At 71.4% G+C, this 16,697-nt stretch carries 15 protein-coding genes; 5 read left to right on the top strand and 10 right to left on the bottom strand.

Annotated features, from left to right (window positions below; all coding sequences use genetic code 11):
- Positions 1-304 precede the first annotated feature (304 nt).
- Positions 305-799, top strand: a complete 495-nt coding sequence (locus ACFY9I_RS18685; protein ID WP_391002877.1) for an FBP domain-containing protein — start codon at positions 305-307, stop codon at positions 797-799.
- On the opposite strand, the gene ACFY9I_RS18680 is transcribed toward ACFY9I_RS18685, so the two are convergent.
- Complete coding sequence (locus ACFY9I_RS18680) at positions 790-2,190, bottom strand: erythromycin esterase family protein (protein WP_391002875.1); 1,401 nt, start codon at positions 2,188-2,190, stop codon at positions 790-792. The two genes, ACFY9I_RS18685 and ACFY9I_RS18680, sit on opposite strands and share 10 nt — an antisense overlap.
- Before the next feature lie 194 nt (positions 2,191-2,384).
- On the opposite strand from ACFY9I_RS18680, the gene ACFY9I_RS18675 reads away from it, so the two are divergent.
- The 3 genes from ACFY9I_RS18675 to ACFY9I_RS18665 all read left to right on the top strand — a co-directional run bounded on the left by ACFY9I_RS18675 (position 2,385) and on the right by ACFY9I_RS18665 (position 6,290).
- Positions 2,385-3,641, top strand: a complete 1,257-nt coding sequence (locus ACFY9I_RS18675) for an aromatic acid exporter family protein (protein WP_391002873.1) — start codon at positions 2,385-2,387, stop codon at positions 3,639-3,641.
- Positions 3,642-3,676: 35 nt separating this feature from the next.
- Positions 3,677-4,831 carry a hypothetical protein gene (locus tag ACFY9I_RS18670; RefSeq protein ID WP_391002872.1) on the top strand — a complete coding sequence of 385 codons (1,155 nt, stop codon included), beginning with the start codon at positions 3,677-3,679 and terminating at the stop codon, positions 4,829-4,831.
- Between the two features lie 199 nt (positions 4,832-5,030).
- Entirely contained in the window at positions 5,031-6,290 is a 1,260-nt protein-coding gene (locus ACFY9I_RS18665) for a beta-propeller fold lactonase family protein (protein ID WP_391002870.1), read from the top strand.
- Here the strand turns inward: ACFY9I_RS18665 and ACFY9I_RS18660 are convergent.
- Together ACFY9I_RS18660 and ACFY9I_RS18655 are read right to left on the bottom strand one after the other, a co-directional pair.
- Positions 6,258-6,983, bottom strand: coding sequence for a DUF2470 domain-containing protein (locus ACFY9I_RS18660; RefSeq protein ID WP_391002868.1), 726 nt, complete (start codon positions 6,981-6,983; stop codon positions 6,258-6,260). The genes ACFY9I_RS18665 and ACFY9I_RS18660 overlap by 33 nt on opposite strands.
- A gap of 82 nt (positions 6,984-7,065) precedes the next feature.
- Positions 7,066-7,674, bottom strand: a complete 609-nt coding sequence (locus ACFY9I_RS18655; protein WP_391002867.1) for a TetR family transcriptional regulator — start codon at positions 7,672-7,674, stop codon at positions 7,066-7,068.
- Between the two features lie 108 nt (positions 7,675-7,782).
- Between ACFY9I_RS18655 and ACFY9I_RS18650 the strand changes: the two genes are divergently transcribed.
- Positions 7,783-9,342 (top strand): cytochrome P450, encoded by a 1,560-nt coding sequence (locus ACFY9I_RS18650; protein WP_391002865.1) that lies wholly within the window; start codon positions 7,783-7,785, stop codon positions 9,340-9,342.
- On the opposite strand, the gene ACFY9I_RS18645 is transcribed toward ACFY9I_RS18650, so the two are convergent.
- The 7 genes from ACFY9I_RS18645 to rhaS form a co-directional block, all read right to left on the bottom strand.
- On the bottom strand, positions 9,310-10,140 hold the full coding sequence (locus ACFY9I_RS18645; protein ID WP_391002863.1) for a pentapeptide repeat-containing protein: 831 nt from the start codon (positions 10,138-10,140) through the stop codon (positions 9,310-9,312). The genes ACFY9I_RS18650 and ACFY9I_RS18645 overlap by 33 nt on opposite strands.
- A 53-nt stretch (positions 10,141-10,193) precedes the next feature.
- Positions 10,194-10,949 (bottom strand): PIG-L family deacetylase, encoded by a 756-nt coding sequence (locus ACFY9I_RS18640; RefSeq protein WP_391002861.1) that lies wholly within the window; start codon positions 10,947-10,949, stop codon positions 10,194-10,196.
- Between the two features lie 54 nt (positions 10,950-11,003).
- A complete protein-coding gene (locus ACFY9I_RS18635; RefSeq protein ID WP_391002859.1) occupies positions 11,004-12,305 on the bottom strand; it encodes an alpha/beta fold hydrolase in 1,302 nt (433 codons plus the stop codon).
- Positions 12,306-12,541: 236 nt separating this feature from the next.
- A complete protein-coding gene (locus ACFY9I_RS18630) occupies positions 12,542-13,567 on the bottom strand; it encodes a substrate-binding domain-containing protein (RefSeq protein ID WP_391002857.1) in 1,026 nt (341 codons plus the stop codon).
- Between the two features lie 110 nt (positions 13,568-13,677).
- Positions 13,678-15,102: a BNR-4 repeat-containing protein gene (locus ACFY9I_RS18625; RefSeq protein ID WP_391002855.1), complete on the bottom strand. Its 1,425-nt coding sequence runs from the start codon at positions 15,100-15,102 to the stop codon at positions 13,678-13,680.
- Between the two features lie 84 nt (positions 15,103-15,186).
- Positions 15,187-15,507 carry an L-rhamnose mutarotase gene (locus tag ACFY9I_RS18620; protein ID WP_391002853.1) on the bottom strand — a complete coding sequence of 107 codons (321 nt, stop codon included), beginning with the start codon at positions 15,505-15,507 and terminating at the stop codon, positions 15,187-15,189.
- Positions 15,508-15,567: 60 nt separating this feature from the next.
- Positions 15,568-16,650: a rhamnose ABC transporter substrate-binding protein gene (rhaS, locus tag ACFY9I_RS18615; protein ID WP_391002851.1), complete on the bottom strand. Its 1,083-nt coding sequence runs from the start codon at positions 16,648-16,650 to the stop codon at positions 15,568-15,570.
- Between the last annotated feature and the right edge of the window lie 47 nt (positions 16,651-16,697).

The raw sequence follows: 16,697 nt of genomic DNA, 5'->3' as shown, positions 1-16,697 counted from the left end.
TGACCGGGCGGGATGATCCGAGCGGCGGTACGTCCGGGCGGCCGCCCACCCGCGCCGCCCACCCGCGCCGCCCACCCGCGCCGCTCATCGCATGGGCGGCACCGCAGTCCCGCGCAGCGCCCCGTAGGGCGGAGCCGTCGAGGTTCCCGCCCACTCGCCCAGAGTCGTGGCGGGTTCAACGTCGCCGGGCGGAATCCATTGGCCCCCTTCCGAAACGACGAGTACCTTAGGAGAAAACCTAGTGGCCCTAGGTTGCAGCCCTGGGGCACAGACCACCCCTCATTCGCTGACCGGAGGACCCAGCGTGAAGTCGCTCACCGAGCAGGACATCCGTCACTCGTTCGTCAACTGCTCCAAGGGGGAGGCGAAGCGGATCTCGATACCGCGTGATCTGGAGCGACGGCCTTGGGAGGACCTGGATTTCCTCGGGTGGCGGGATCCGGGCGCGCCCGACCGGAGTTATCTCGTGGCCGAGCGCGAGGGTCGGCTCGTCGGGGTCACGCTGCGGTTCCCCTCCGCGCAGCGCGGGTTTCTGCATCGCAGCATGTGCTCGTTGTGCCTGACGACGCACCGGGGCAGCGGGGTGTCGTTGATGACGGCCCGCAAGGCGGGCGCGGCCGGGCGCGAGGGCAACTCGGTGGGGGTCTACATGTGTGCGGACCTGGCGTGTTCCCTCTACGTCCGCGGCAAGAAGGCCCTCGACATGGGGAGCCGATTCGAGGAGAGCCTCACCACTGAGGAGCAGATCGCCCGGACGGTGGGCAATCTGTCCGCGTTCCTCGACGGGCTCTACCGCTGAGGGGCGTCACCGGCCGTTTCCCGGCCCCGTAGCCGCGCCGCCTCGACGTCGTGGAGATGGACCAGGACGTCGTAGTGCTCGGCGAGCGCGATGTCGTACGGGCCGTCGGGGTAGGACGTGCCGATGCCGCGCGTCGTCCGGGCCTGGCACAGCCACTCGTGGGCGGGTGATCCGACGGAGCGCAGGTCGAGGACGTAGTCCCGGGGGCGGGCCCGGTCGAGGGTCCACTCGTTGCTGCCCGGCCCCGCCGGGCCCAGCGTCCAGCGGTAGATGGCCGTCTCGTCCTGGTCGGTGGCCATGAACGAGCCGTGGTCGAAGGAGAGGCCCACACTGACGTACCCCTTGCCGAGGGCGTCGCGCAGGAACGCGCCCATCACCTTCGGATACCACTGGGGCTGCTCCGCCCGATAGCCGACGTGGTTGTTGTGGGCCGACACGAGCACCTTGGTGCCGGTGCGCTCCCGCCACTCCAGGGTGTTGGTGGCCATCGCCTGGCTGCGGTAGAGCATCGCGGCCGTGACCTGTGCGGGATCCTTCTCGTCGAAGGCGTACTGCCGAGCCGTCCGGTCGATGGCCGTCGCCTGCCGTACAGCCATGTCGTGCGCGTCCCTGTCGCCGTCCGGCGGCAACCGCCGGACCAGTTCCAGTGCCTCGCCGGTGCGGGCCGCCATCTCCTCGCGCTCGGCGTACGGCTTGCTCATGTACTGCTCGATGTACGTCCCGGTGGCCACTGTGGGCCGCAGTCCCCGGTAGAGCTCGGCCAGGCGGGCGCTCAGTTCGGGACGCGTGGCGGCCACATGGTCCCCTACGGCGTCGTACACCTCGGGCCCGGTCCAGGCGATGTCGTTGCCCAGGAACCGGACGGGGTCGTCAGGATGCCGGATGTTGTACGCCCGCATCCACCGGACGAGCCTCAGGTAGTCGGTGTTGTTCCACCACAGATAGGTGTTCTGGAACTCGTCGCGCATGATGCGCTTCGGGTCGCCCTTGCCGTGCACGACGTAGTCGTCGAGGAGCACACCGGTGCTCCAGGGTGCCTCCAGGGCGAAGGTACGGAAGCCCTTCTCCTCGACGAGACGGCGGAAGACGCGGTGCTTCAGGGCGAAGAAGTCGTGGGAGCCGTGCGTGGCCTCGCCGAGGCCTACGACACGCGCGTCGCCGATCATGTGGTCGAGCGGGCGCAGATCGCGGGTGTCGCCGCCCGCTTCCACCGTGCGCAGGGGGTGCGCCGCACGGTCGAGGGCGGCCACGACGGGGTCTGCGGGGGCGGGGCCCACCGCCGGCACGGTGGGGCTGTCGGCCGGCGACGCGGCGACGGCCGGTGTGCCGGCCGCCACGACGCCGAGACAGAGGAGCAGAGTCAGCGCGCTCGCGGTTCGATGCCCGTACATGGTCCTTCGATGCCCATACATGATCCAAGGCTCGCGCCCGGAGCGGTCGCACACCATCCGGTGGACCACCGGCTCCCCGGTGGGGTGAACCCCGTGGTCGAGATGGGGGAGCCCCCACCTCCCGCGGTCTCTCCTGGACGATTAGGGTCCCCGCTCAGGAGTTCGGTGCGCCGATGGACGGGAACAGCGCAAGGATGCGAGACGTACGTGATGTGTGGACCCTGATCCGTAAGAGGGTCGCGAAGTGGCGGCAGGATCCGGTGATAGTGCAGTCGGTGCGGTCGGCGGCGGCCGCCACCGTGGCCTATGTGGTGGCGTTGCAGCTCAGTTCGGAGGCGGCGCCCCTGACGGCTCCGCTCACCGCGCTGCTCGTCGTGCAGGTCACCCTCTACTCCACACTCACCACGGGCATTCGCCGTGTGAACTCCGTGGTCGCCGGTGTCGTCATCGCCATCGGGTTCAGTGTCCTGGTGGGCCTCACCTGGTGGAGCCTCGCGCTGCTGATCCTGGCCTCGCTCGCGGTCGGGCACCTGGTGCGGGTCAGCGAGTTCGTGCCCGAGGTGGCGATCAGCGCGATGCTGGTGCTCGGGGTGACCAGGGTCGGGGACACGGCGTGGGCGCGCGTCCTGGAGACGCTGATCGGCGCTGTCGTCGGACTCGCGTTCAACTTCCTGCTCGCTCCCCCGGTGTGGGTGGAGGCGGCCGGCGAGTCCATCGAGGACCTGGCCCGGCGGATGCGACGGCTGCTGATCCGGGTCGGTGAGGAGGCCGCGGACAACACCCCGCCGGAGGCCGCGGCGGCCCGCCTCCACGAGGCCCGGGAGCTCGACTTCGACATCGTCGAGGTGGACGCCGCCCTCAAGCAGGCCGAGGACAGCCTGAAGCTCAACCCGCGCGTGCGGGAAGGGCTGCTGCACCGGGTCGTGTTGCGCACCGGCCTCGACACCCTGGAGATCTGCACGGTGGTCCTGCGGGTGCTGGCCCGTACCCTGACCGACCTCGCCCGGGAACGGGAGCCCAGCCCGCTGTTCTCGCCCCAGGTGGGAGCCGCCATCGAACGGCTGCTGGCCGAGATCGGTGACGCCGTGGTCAGCTTCGCGGTGCTGGTCACCACCGACGTCAGCCGCAGCGCCGAGTCCGCGGAGGCCAGGCTCGCCGCCGAGCTGTCCTCGGCCACCGCGACCCGCGACAAGCTCGCCCAGTTGCTCCTCGAAGAGGTCCAGCGCGATCCGCGTGAGTGGCAGCTGCACGGTGCGGTGCTGACGGAGGTCAACCGCATGCTGGACGAGCTGGACACCGAGCACCGCTCCCAGCGGCTCCTGGAGGAACTCGACCGCTGCACCCGCGAACAGCGCGAGCGCTCCCCCCGGCTCACGCGCCTGCGCGAGCGCGTACGCATCCCGCGCCCCCTGCGGCGGAACCGGTCCCGGCTCGCCGGACGTAATAGGTGACAAGGCACGACGCGACGGCGAGGGGAGCGTACGGAATGACCGAAGGCGCCGTACGGATCGACGGGACCACACTGCATCTGCCGGGCGGTGTCCAGGTGCGCTTCAAGCGCACCCTGCGCCTGCCGGAGACAGGAACGCACCAACTCCCGCCCGGTCTGGGCGACTTCCCGATCCGCCGGGTGGAGGACCACCCGCACACCGCCCCGTCGGAGATGCGGGCGCGCGGCGGCGTGATGCTCCCCGTGTATCTGCGCGAGGCGATGTGGCTGCACTTCGGCGGTACCACGGAACCGGCCGCGCTGCAGGTCGGCGTGGGCAAGGTGTGCGCGGTCTCGGGCAAGCCGTGGAGTGGCACGCTCGCCCGTGATCCGCAGAACTACGTGGTGCTGCCGAAGCAGCCGTGGCTCGACGGCATCAACTCCGGCAAGGGCACGGTCCGGCAGTTCGTGGCCGTCCCGCTCGGGCTCGGTGCCACGGTCGAGGGCCAGGTCACCGGCGAGGAGGTGTTCGGCGGGGTTCAGCTTCAGTCCTTCCCGCTCAACGACGAGCAGCTCGCCGTGTGGCGGGAGGAGGAGCGGCTGCGGGACGAGCGGGAGAGGAGCCGCCCGATCGGCGGGTACGGCGGGTACGGCGGCACCGGACCGGTCCCGATGCCGCCGGGCGCCGCCCCGATGCCGCCCCCGTACACGGGCGCCCCCATGCCTCCGCCGCCGGGCGGCGGGCCGACGCCGCCAGGTGCCGCGTACCCCATGGCGGCGCCGGCCGCGGCCCCCGTGCGGAGCACTCCCGCGGCTCCGCCCCGGGCGCCCGCCGCGATGGGCCTCGGCGTCGGCGGCTCCATGCGGCAGGAGGTCTACAAGGACACCTGGCCGCACGGCAGTTGGGCCGAGCAGCCGGGCGGCCGGATCTTCGTGCACCTGGTCACCCCGCCCGAGTGGCGCCGTATCACCGGGGAGGCCCCGCCCCCGTCGCCCGTGGACCGCGCGGCCTACACCCGGGCCGGGCTGCCCTGGTTCGACTACTACGACCAGGAGGCCGACGATCTCGACCCGGCCGACGCCCTCGGCGCGGTGAAACCGGTCGGCGACTGGCTCGGTGACGACCTCGACCCGTGGCAGCATCCCGCCCCCGGACAGGTCAAACCCCTGGGCGACGCGCCGGGAAGGCCGATCCAGGACGGGGACTGGTAGAGGGGAGCGGCAGGACACAGCACCTTTCCCGGAGGCGGACCCGGGCGTTTCCCGGTCGTGTACCCGGCGCTTCCCGGTGGTGGCCCCCTCGGCGGCGGACGTCGCATGGCGCGTGACGTCCGCCGCCGCGCTTTGCGCCGAGGCGCTCCCACCCGTCAAGGTGGTGGCGGCCGAGACGAGCGAGACCCGAGGTGCGCGCATGACGAGTGGGGCGGTAGGCGACCGAGACGGTTGGAGCAGGCGCCACGTCCTGGGTCTGCTGGCGGGGACGGCCGGGCCGGCTGCCCTGGCCGGTTGCGCGGGCTCCGAGGGGACGGCCGGGGCCTCCTCGTCCTCGCCCGCGCCGAACGCCCCGACGGCTCCCTCGGCGGAGGCGGAGGCCGGCACCGGCACCGCGTCGGAGACCGCCTCCCCCTCCCCCGTGCCCACCGGACCCCAGCCGCTCTACCTCGGCACCTACACCTCGGCCGAGGGCGGCGGCACGGGCATCGGCGTCGCGACGTACGACGCGCGGAGCGGCGGTATCGCCGGCAGGGGGACGATCAGCGGGGTCGGCGATCCGTCGTATCTCGCCGTGCATCCGGACGGCCGGACCCTGTACGCCGTGAACGAGCGCACACAGGGCGGGGTGACCGCCGTACGGCTGTCGGACCGGAAGGTCCTCGGCACCCGGAGCACCGGCGGCGAGGCCCCCTGCCATCTCTCGGTGCACCCGAGCGGGCGATGGCTGCTGAGCGCCAACTACGGCACGGGCAGCGTCGCCGTGCACCCGGTGGAGGACTCCGGCGCGCTGGGCGAGCGCACGGACCTGGTCGTGCACCGCGATCCGGCGCCGGGACCCGGCCAGGACGGACCGCACGCGCACCAGATCATGACCAGTCCCGACGGCGGTCATGTCCTCGCCGTCGACCTGGGCACCGACTCGGTGTACACCTACCGTCTGGACGCGTCCCGGGGCACGCTCACCGAGGTGTCCCGGGCGCGCACCCGGTCGGGCGCGGGTCCCCGGCACCTCACCTTCCATCCCGAGGGGCGGTACGCCTATCTCGCCAACGAGGTCGACAACACGGTCGTGGTGTGCGGCTACGACCCCGCCGACGGTCGGCTCACCCCGGGAGAACCGCAGTCCACGGGCACGGGGCCGGGCACGAACTACCCGGCGCAGATGGTCGTGACGCCGAACGGCTCGTACGCGTATCTGGCCAACCGGGGCCACGACAGCCTGACGCGCTACGCGGTCGAGGCCGGGGGTGCCCGGCTGAAGCTCCTCGACACCGTGCCGGTCGGCGGGGACTTCCCGCGTCAGATCGCGCTCTCGCCGGACGGCGTGCTGCTGTTCGCGGCGCTTCAGCGGTCGAGCGCGGTCAGTGTCTTCCAGGTCGACCAGGAGAACGGCGAACTGCGGCGGGTGGGCGCGCCGTTCGCCTCACCCGTCGCCGTCTGCGCGCTGCCGCTGTAGGGCGCGGGGGCAGGAGGCCGCGCTCGCCTGGGAGAGCAGGACGTGCATGCGCTCGGTGAGCTGCGCCAGGTCGTCGGCCGGCTGGTGGAACGTCAGGCGTACGTCGCCGTTGCCACGGGCCCGCTCGATGCGCAGGGTGAGGCCGTGCCGGTCGACGGCGAGCGGCTGGACGCGCACGGCACCGTGCAGGCTGTCGCGGGGGACCAGCCGGGTCAGGCGCTCGACGGCGTCGGGGTGCGCGTCGGCGAGGTGGGTCAGCAGCCGTGACTCGGCCGTGGCGAGCGGGTCCGGCCGGGCGGCGGCGAAGTCGTCGAGGTCGACCACGACCGCGCCGGACGGTTCGCGCAGCACGATCCGGGTGGGCCGGAACGCCAGGTCACCGTCATTGCGCGCGAACCAGCCGGCAAGCCACAGCCGTGCCCGGATACGGTTGCGCACGGGAACGGGCGCCACATCGGCGAACTCCAGCACGGCGGACGGCTCGCCGCGCGGTGCGCAGATCGCGGCGGCGACGAGCGTACTGTCCTCCGGGACGCACAGGATCACCCGGCCGTCCTCGGTGACGCTGTGCGCGCCGACGAACTCCTCGCGGCCGCCCTCGGCGGTCACCGCGCAGGACCACGCCGCCGCGAGCACCGAGCGGGCACGTTCCGCCGCGGCGGGCGCGGCCGTCCAGGTGTGACGGTCACCCATCCCAAACCTCCCTTAGGTAAGCCTTGCCTAACCTATCGAAGATCGGGGCGTACGCCAACCACCGTCCGCCACCGCGTGGACCTCAGGGGGCGAGCACGCCGAACAGGGCCCGCACACACAGGTCCCGCACCTGCTCCCGCGACAACTCCGAACCCCTCAGCCACTCCAGACAGACGGCCGTCGTGAACGACAGCCACCCGCGCACGGCGAGTCGCATCTCCGGCCGACCGTCGAGCGCCGCCGCGAACTCGGCGTCCGACGCCAGCGCCGCCAGGATCTGCGCCTCCTGCGCGGCCAGCGCGCGCTGGTAGACCTTGCGCACGGCCTGGTCGCCGGTGGCGTCCGCACGGTGGAAGGCCCGGAAGCCATGGGCGTGTTCCTCCACATGGGCGAGGAACACGTCGAGCCCGTTGGCGAGCCGCTCGCGCGCCGAGCGGCCGGGCGCCGGGGTCATCCTCCGCAGCATCCGCTCGCTCTCACGCTCCACGACGGCCGCGAAGAAGTCCCGTTTGTTCGGGAAGTAGTGGTAAAGCAGCCCCCGCGAGACACCGGCGATCTCGGCCACCTGCTCGATCCACACATCGTCGTACGGACTCTCCGCGAACAGCCGGGCCCCGACCGCGAGAAGCTGCTCCCGCCGCTCCTCGGTGCTGAGCCGCCTACGCGGGCGCTCCCCCTGCTGGGCTGCCATGCCGTCACTTTACTTGACGTGAGTTCAACAGCGGGCCGAGACTGGTCCCGTTATTGAACCCGAGTACAACGACTTCAGGGCCGCGTGGCGCGCGAGGGAGATGTGGTCATGACACCGACGACGGGGACCACGACCACCAGGGGTTTCCGCAGCGCCGAGCTGGGCTGGCCCGAGCTGCGCCGCATACCGCACCCGTCGTACCGGCTCCCTCTCGTCGGTGACGCACTCGGCCGGAACATCCGTACGCCGATCCAGGAGTCCCTGCGTCTCGGGCGGCGCCTCGGGCCGATCTTCCGGCGGAAGGCGTTCGGCAAGGAGATCGTGTTCGTCGGAGGCGCGGGGCTCGCGGCCGAGATGGCGGACGAGTCCCGGTTCGCCAAGCACGTGGGGCTGGGCGTCGCCAATCTGCGCCCGGTGGCCGGGGACGGGCTCTTCACCGCGTACAACCACGAGCCCAACTGGCAGCTCGCGCACGACGTCCTGGCCCCGGGTTTCAGCCGGGAGGCCATGGCCGGCTACCACCCGATGATGCTCGACGTCGCCGAGCGGCTGATGGACCACTGGGACCGGGCGGGCGACACGGTCGACGTGCCCGGCGACATGACCAAGCTGACACTGGAGACAATCGCCCGGACGGGGTTCGGCCACGACTTCGGTTCGTTCGAGCGCACCCGGCCCCACCCCTTCGTCGCCGCGATGGTCGGCACCCTGACGTTCGCCCAGCAACGCAATCTGGTCCCCGACCCGCTGGCGCCGCTGCTGCTGCGGGGTGCCGTCCGGCGCAACCGGGCGGACACGGCCTTACTCAACGAGACGGTCGACGCGGTGGTACGGACGCGTCGGTCGTCCGACGGTGGTGGCGGTGACGGCGGTCGTGCCGCTGACGGCGACCTGCTCGACCGCATGCTGGAGACCGCGCACCCGGAGACCGGGGAGCGGTTGTCCGCCGAGAACGTCCGACGTCAGGTCATCACCTTCCTGATCGCGGGACACGAGACGACCTCGGGGGCGCTCTCCTTCGCCCTCCACTACCTCGCCCAGCAGCCGGACCTGGCGGCGCGCGCCCGCGCCGAGGTGGACCGGGTGTGGGGTGACACCGCGCGGCCCGGCTACGAGCAGGTGGCGAAGCTGCGGTATGTGCGCCGGGTGCTGGACGAGGCGCTGCGGCTGTGGCCGACGGCACCGGCCTTCTCCCGGGAGGCCCGGGAGGACACCGTGCTGGGCGGGGTCCATCCGATGCGGCGGGGCGCGTGGGCGCTGGTGCTGACCGCGATGCTGCACCGGGACCCGGAGGTCTGGGGCGTGGACACCGAGCGGTTCGACCCGGACCGCTTCGACGCGGGGGCCGTACGGGCCCGGCCCCCGCACACGTTCAAACCGTTCGGCACGGGGGCGCGGGCCTGTATCGGACGCCAGTTCGCCCTGCATGAGGCCGTCTTGGTGCTGGGGCTGCTGCTGCGCCGCTACGAGCTGCGGCCGGAGCCGGAGTACCGGCTGCGGGTGGCCGAGCGGCTGACACTGATGCCGGAAGGCCTGCGGCTCGGCGTCGAGCGGCGAACCGGCGCCAGGGCAGCCGCCGTGGAGCCCCAGCGGCTTACGTCGTCGCGCTCCTTGCCTCCCTCGCCCCCGTCGCCGTCAGGCTGTCCAGTGAGCGGGGCGGGTGACTGACCCCGGCAGGCGGGTCCCGGCGCTGCCGCGTGCCGCGTCGAGCTGGGGCTGGGTGAGGAAGAAGGCGCCGGTCAGGTCCGCGTCGGTGAGGTCGGTGTCGCGGAGGTCGGCGCCTATGAGGTCCGCGCCGCGCAGATCGGCGCCGGTCAGGTCGGCGGCGATGAGGTAGGCGCCCCGGAGGTTGGCCTTCCGCAGGTCTGCGCCCTTGAGCCGGGCGCCCATGAGGTCGGCTCCCTTCCGGTTCTTTCCGCGTCCGGCGCCGGCCCGCATGAGGTCGCTGACCCTCAGCAGCAGTTCGTTGACGCGTTGCCGGTGGGCGGCGACATCCAGCTCCCCCAGTTCCTCGGCCGTCCGCCCGGTCAGCCGCTCGGTCTCGTCGAGAGCCCGGCGCAGGTCCGCGTGCACCGGGCGGGCGGCGGGGAGCGTCAGCGCCTCGGTCAGGTACCAGAGGAGCTCGTGGAGTTGACGTACGACCGGGAACACCTCGAACATCCGGCGGGCGTGGTCGCGTCCGCCCGTACGCCAACTCTCGCCCCCGAAGGTGACCTGCGAGACCTTCTGTCCGGCGCCGAAGCAGTCGTAGACCGTGCAGCCGTTGAAGCCCTCGCCCCTGAGCCGGGTGTGGATCCCGCACCGGAAGTCGTCCCCGAGGTTGCCGCACGCCTTGCCGGCGGGCTTGTCGACGGCGAAGTCGGCGGACGCGGCGAAGGGCAGGGCGACGCAGCACAGACCGAAGCAGTTGCCGCAGTCCCCGCGCAGGTCGAGCAGGGCGAGGGCCTCACCGGATCGTTGTTCCATACGGTCCACTTTAACGAGAGCTCACCGACGGGTTCTCGGGCGCTCAACCGCTCTCAGCGGGCGAACACCTCGAAGGCCACGGCCGGCACTCCGCCGAAGCGCTCTCCCGCGGTGCGCGTGTAGCCGGTCAGGAACTCACGGACGTACGTCTCGGGGTCCTCCTTCGTCAGCACCTCCAGATACGTGCGGTGTTCGAGGAGGGAGGCGATGGCGCGGTCGAGGCCGGGGGTGGCGTCGGCGGCATGAGTGGGGGCGGAGGAACCGGCCACGGCGACCCAGCGGACACCGTCCCAGGGTTCGAGGCCCTGCTCGATGAGTTCCGGGAAGATCCAGCGGTTACCGGCGTCTCCCGCCGCGTCGAGGGTGGCGCGGCCCACGGCCACGTGGTCGGGGGTGTTCCACGCGACCCCGCCCCAGGTGTCGCGGTGGTTGAGGGTGATGACCAGTTCGGGGCGGTGCCGACGGATGGCGGCGGCGATGTCCCGGCGCAGGGCCGGGCCGTACTCGATCACACCGTCCCCATGGTCGAGGAACTCGACCTCCGAGACCCCCACGACGGCCGCGCTCGCCCGCTGCTCGCGCTCGCGCAGCGGGCCGCACTCGGCCGGCGGCAGGGTGTCGATACCGGCCTCGCCGCGGGTCGCCAGGACGTACGCGACCTCGCGGCCCGCGTCGGTCCAGGCGGCGATCGCCGCCGAGCAGCCGTATTCGAGGTCGTCCGGGTGGGCCACGACGGCCAGGGCGCGCCGCCAGTCGTCGGGCATGGGCTTGAGCTGGTCCGGGTGGTCCTTCTGGAGCTCCTCGGTCATGCACGCACAGTAGCCCGAGGCACCGACGCCCGGACCCGGTTCACACGCCGTCGCTCACTCCTCGTCGCGGGTCAGCGCCAGCAGCCGGTCCAGGACCCTCGGTCCCCCGGCCTGTACGCCGTCGTGCTCGAACTCGTCAGTGACCCAGGTGCGCAGGCCCCGGACGGCACGGGCCGTGCGGAGGGAGTGAGCGGTGTCGACGTACATGTCGTCGTGGTAGATCGCGGCGGCGACCGGCACCTCGTTGGCGGCGAGGCGCTTGGGGTCGTACAGCGGGGCCCAGTCGGTGCGGGCCGCCAACTCCTCGGCCGTGTCGCGCAGGGGACGCAGGGCCGGGTCGACGTCGAAGGTCCAGGGGTGGACGGACTCGCCGGTGAAGAGGACCGGGCCGTCGCCGGTGAGCGTCTTGGCGGCGTCGAACTGCGGGAACTCGGCGCGGACCCGCTCGGCGGACCAGGCGGTGGGGCGCTCGCCCTGGCCGTAGCAGGCCTCGTGGACGAGGGCGTAGAGCGGGTGCCCGGCGAAGGAGAGCAGGCCCTGGACCTGCTCCTGGAAGGCGTCGGAGAGGGCGGGGCCCTGCGGGGTGCGCACGAAGGCGTCCTCCAGCAGGTGGTGCAGCCGGTGGCTGCCGTCGCCGCGGCCGAGGATGATGCCCAGGGACTGGAAGGCCTCGACGGTGAGCCGGTAGCCGCCGGGCAGGACGGGCTCGTGCTGCAGCAGGTGCTCGGCGATCCGACGGGCCCGTTCGACGTCCTGGGGATAGCGGGCGTAGTGGGCGGCGACCTTGCGTTCGACGCGGGGGTAGGCGGCGCGGTAGACGTCGTCCGCGTGGCCGTCCAGGGTCGGCAGACCGCCGGTGATGACGGCGGTGCTCAGGCCCTCGGGTGCGATCGAGAGGTAGGTGACCGCACAGAAGCCTCCGAAGCTCTGCCCGAGGACGGCCCACGGGGCGCCGCCGGTGACCTCGGGGCGGATGGCCTCGCAGTCGCGGACGATGGAGTCGGCGCGGAAGTGGGCGAGGTAGTCGGCCTGTTCACGGGCGCCGCCGCGCAGCGGGAGGGTCTGGCGGTTGGCGGGCGTGGAGGCGCCGGTACCGCGCTGGTCCAGGAGCAGCACCCGGTATTCCTGCAGGGCCCGCTCCAGCCAGGCCTCACGGCCGACGAACCGGTTCGCCCCGAAGCCGGGCCCGCCCTGCAGATAGACCAGCCAGGGCAGTTCGGCGTCCGCCTTGTCGCTCGCGACGACCTCGCGCGCGTAGAGCTCGATCCGCTCCCCCGCCGGGTCGCCGTGGTCGAGGGGGACGGTGAAGCGGTGGTCGGTGAGGACCACACCGGGCTGTCGGTAGCTGACGGTCAACGGGGCTCCCTGAGCGGACGGATACAGGCCGTGGCCCAGTCCAGCACAGTTTTCTTCGCCCCCGCCGCCCTTACCCGTTCCCATCCCCAGGGATGGTGCCCCTTGACCCCCAGGCACGGGTCCGTGGGGCTTCTCGCGCAGTTCCGCGCGCCCCTGATGGGGGCGCGCGGAACTGCGCGAACGGGGTCCGGGGCGGAGCCCCGGGGGACGGGAAGGGGCGGCGGGGGCGAGAAAACTCAGCGGGCTGAGAGGCTGCTGCGGCGTACTACCAACTCTGGTTGGAGGACGACCCGGCGGTGCTCGTGCGGAGCGGGCGCCGTCTCGGCCTCGGTCTCCTCCAGGAGGAGCTCGGCGGCGAGGGCACCCATGGTGACGGCGGGCTGCCGTACGGAGGTGAGGGGGACGGCGGCCGCGGCGGCGAACTCGATGTCGTCGTAGCCGACGATGGCGAGGTCGTCGGGGACGCTCACACCCGCCGCGTACATGGCCTGGAGCACGCCGAGGGCGAGGAGGTCGTTGGCGCAGAAGACGGCGGTCGGGCGGTCGGCGAGGCCGAGGAGGCGGGCGCCCGCGTCCCGGCCGGCGGCCACGTCGAGGCGCTCGGTGGGCAGTTCGCGCAGTGCCTCGGGACCGAGTCCTGCCTCCCGCAGGGCGTTGAGGGCGCCCGTACGGCGGTCGCGGACCTGGTTGAGGCCCGCCGGTCCGCTGACGTACGCGATGGTGCGATGGCCGGCGTCGACCAGATGCCGTACGGCGAGCGCGCCGCCGGCGACGTCGTCGACGGAGACCGAGCACTCGGTGGTGCCCTCCGCGACCCGGTCGACGAGGACGAAGGGAATGCCGTGGCGGCGGAACGCCTCGATGTTGCGGCCGGTGGCGTCGGCGGGGGTGAGCAGCACGCCGCGCACCCGCTGTTCGGCGAAGAGCGAGAGGTACTCGGACTCCTCGCCCGCGCTCTGCGCGCTGTTGCAGACCATCACGCCGAGTCCGGCGTCGCGCGCGGCCCGTTCGGCACCGCGCGCGACGTCGACGAAGAAGGGGTTGCCCATGTCGAGCACGAGCAGCCCCATGATGCGGCTCCGCCCGGCCCTCAACTGGCGCGCCGACTCGCTGCGGACATAGCCGAGACGGTCTATCGCGGCCTGTACCCGGGCCCGGGTCCCGGAGGCCACCGAGTCCGGCCGGTTGATGACGTTGGAGACCGTGCCGACGGAGACTCCGGCGGCAGCGGCGACGTCCTTGATACCCACCGACTGGGCCATGGGGCGGGGACCTCCAGGAAGGTGCGGAGCGGCGGGCATGCGTTCACATTACCTTCGGGTCACCACAGGAATGACCCGGTACGGTACGGGAACGCCCCTTCGCGCGGGGATCAGGCGGGCAGGGCGAAGTCGATGACGCGGAGCGCCGACGGTGTCGTGCCGCTGGACTTCACCTGGTACATCACGGACAGGACGTTGTCCTGGGCGATCCGGCTCTCGTCGAACACGACCTCGCCGAAGGCGTTGAGCCCGGAGCCGTCGAACAGGATCTTCCAGTCGGTGTGCCCGGAGGCCGCGGTGGCTCCGGCGATCCGGCCGAACGGGAAGATCGCGTAGGCGTTGTTGTACTTGTCCATGACCAGCTTGGTGCGCTGGCTGGAGTTCAGGGGAACCGGTATCTCGGTCTTCGCCCAGGCTCCGGAGGCGCTCTTGCGGACGAGGAAGGCGCGGCCGTTGGCGGTGCGGTTGGCGACGTAGTTCGTGGTGCACTGGCCGAAGCGGCCGGGGACGTAGCTGATGATGGCGTGCGGTCGGCCGGCGGAGTCGGTCCACTGGCTCTCCTGGTTCATCAGGGAGTGGTCCGGGTTGAGCGCGTCCACGACGAGGCCGGCGTCGGTGACGGAGACCCTGTCGGAACCGCCGGTGGTGCCGACGACGGTGCCCGCGTTGTTGCGCCAGGTGCGTCCGCGGTCGTCCGAGTAGACGTAGCCGGTGTCGTGGTTGGTGATGCCGCCGCCGTTGCACATCACGGCGCCGTTCTGCTCGCGCCAGGTGAACATGGCGTGCAGGCGCCCGTTGCGGTCGTAGTCGATGCCGTGCAGGTACATGTTGCGGGCCGTCGAGGAGCCGTGCTCGCTGGTGTACGTGCCGGTGGAGGACGTCCACTCGCCGAGGTTGGTCCAGGAGGTGCCGTTGTACTCGGCGAGCGCGTTGCGGCCGTTGCCGGAGATGCCGGCGCGGTAGCTCAGCTGGAGCTTGCCGTCGGGCATCGAGATGAACTGCGGGTAGGTGAACTGCGAGGTGAGGGCGAGTCCGTCGAGGGTGGACTGGGGAGCGCCGAAGCGGCTCGTGGTCCAGCTCAGGCCCGCCGGGTTGTCCATGAGCCCGGCGACCGACTTGACGTAGGTGAAGCCGTCGCTGTGGGAGTCCATGTTGAGGTGGAGACGGCCGTCGACCTTGGAGACACCCATGGAGATGACGTTGTGGGAGTCGTTGTAGCGCAGGGTGTGGCCGACCTTGACGGTGGACCAGGTGCCGGAGCCGAGGACGCGGCGGCCGACGACGGCGTTGCGGTCGGCGGTGTACCAGACGGCGTACTGGTAGCCCTTGTAGGTCAGCAGGGCGTTCTTCTGGAACGAGTTGTTGTTGACCAGTCCGTCGTAGGAGACGAAGTAGATGGCCTGGCCGTCGAGCAGGGTGTTGCCGGTCTGGGTGACCGAGGGGCCGGGGTCGGCGGCACGGGCGGTGGCGGCGCCGAGGGCGGGGGTCACGACGGCACCGGCGAGTGCGGCGCCGAGCAGCGTACGTCTCTTCATCTCGGGGACTCCGTTGTCGAACGAGGTGGGAATGCGGGAGGGGGTCTGGCGACGGGGATGCGTAACACGGGTTCGGGCACGGGTTCAGGCGAGGTGGAAGACCTCGGTGAGGGGCTTCATGGCCTCGTCGGGCCGGGCGCCGTCGAGGGACTCGAAGAACGGCGCCATCTCCTTCTGCCAGCGGGCGTTGACCTCGGCGGCCTCCATGCCGGCCAGCGCTGCCTGGAAGTCCTCGGTCTCCAGGTAGCCGACGAGGAGGCCGTCGTCACGCAGGAAGAGGGAGTAGTTGTGCCAGCCGGTGGCCGAGAGAGCTTCGAGCATCTCCGGCCACACGGCGGCGTGCCGCTCGCGGTACTCGTCGATCCGGTCCTTACGGACCTTGAGCAGGAAACAGACGCGCTGCATGAGGTACCGCTCCTGGGTGAGGGGGGTGGCTTCGACTGGTTCTCGACGATCGGAAGACGATCAGAAGTCGAACTGGTCGATGTTCTCCTTGTTGAACACGGTGGGCTTGCCGAGGCTGATGACGCCGTCCTTGCCGATGGTGTACTCGCCCATGTCACCGGCGGTGAAGGTCTCGCCCTCCTTGCCGGTGATCTGGCCGGAGACCAGCGCCACCGAGGTACGGGCGGCCAGCTCGCCGAGCTTCGCCGGGTCCCACAGCTCGAACGCCTCGACGGTGCCGTTCTTGACGTACTTGCGCATGTCGTTGGGGGTACCGAGGCCGGTCAGCATGACCTTGCCCTTGTACTTGGAGCCCGACAGGTACTGGGCGGCGGCCTTGATGCCGACCGTGGTCGGGGAGATGATCCCCTTCAGGTTCGGGTACTCCTGCAGCAGGCCCTGGGTCTGCTGGAAGGACTTCTGGGCGTCGTCGTCACCGTAGGCGACCTTGACGAGCTTGATGTCCTTGTACTTGGGGTCCTGGAGTTCGTCCTTCATGAAGTCGATCCAGGTGTTCTGGTTGGTCGCGGTCTGCGCGGCCGAGAGGATCGCGATCTCGCCCTTGTAGTCGATCTGCTCGGCGAGCAGCTGGACCTCGGTGCGGCCCAGGTCCTCGGCGCTGGCCTGCGAGACGAAGGCGTTGCGGCACTCGGGCTTGGTGTCGGAGTCGTAGGTGACGACCTTGATGTCGTTGCTCATGGCCTGCTTGAGCGCGGTGCACAGGGCGCCCGGGTCCTGCGCGGAGACGGCCATGGCGTCGACCTGCTGCTGGGTGAGCGTGTTGACGTACGAGACCTGGCCGGAGGTGTCCGTGGCGCTGGACGGGCCGACCTCCTTGTAGCTGGAGCCCAGCTCCTTCAGGGCAGCCTCGCCGCCCTTGTCCGCGGAGGTGAAGTACGGGTTGTTGACCTGCTTGGGCAGGAAGCCGACGGTCAGGCCCTTCTTCAGCTCGGCGTTCGGGTCGGCCTTGCCGGTCGCGGCGGCCGAGGCGCCCTCGCTCTTGACGTCCTCCTTGGTGGTGCCGCCGCAGGCGGTGGCGGCGAGGGCGAAGGAGGTGACGGCGGCCAGTGCCGCACAGGAGCGACGGAGGGTTGCCTTGCGCATGAGGGTTCCTTTGATACGGAGGGACTTGCGGGTCGGGTTCAAGGGTT

Origin of the sequence: Streptomyces sp. NPDC012510, from assembly GCF_042955065.1 — a bacterium.
Classification (GTDB): domain Bacteria; phylum Actinomycetota; class Actinomycetes; order Streptomycetales; family Streptomycetaceae; genus Streptomyces.
Note: the sequence above shows the minus strand (reverse complement) of the source record. Positions and strands in the feature narration are given on the sequence as shown.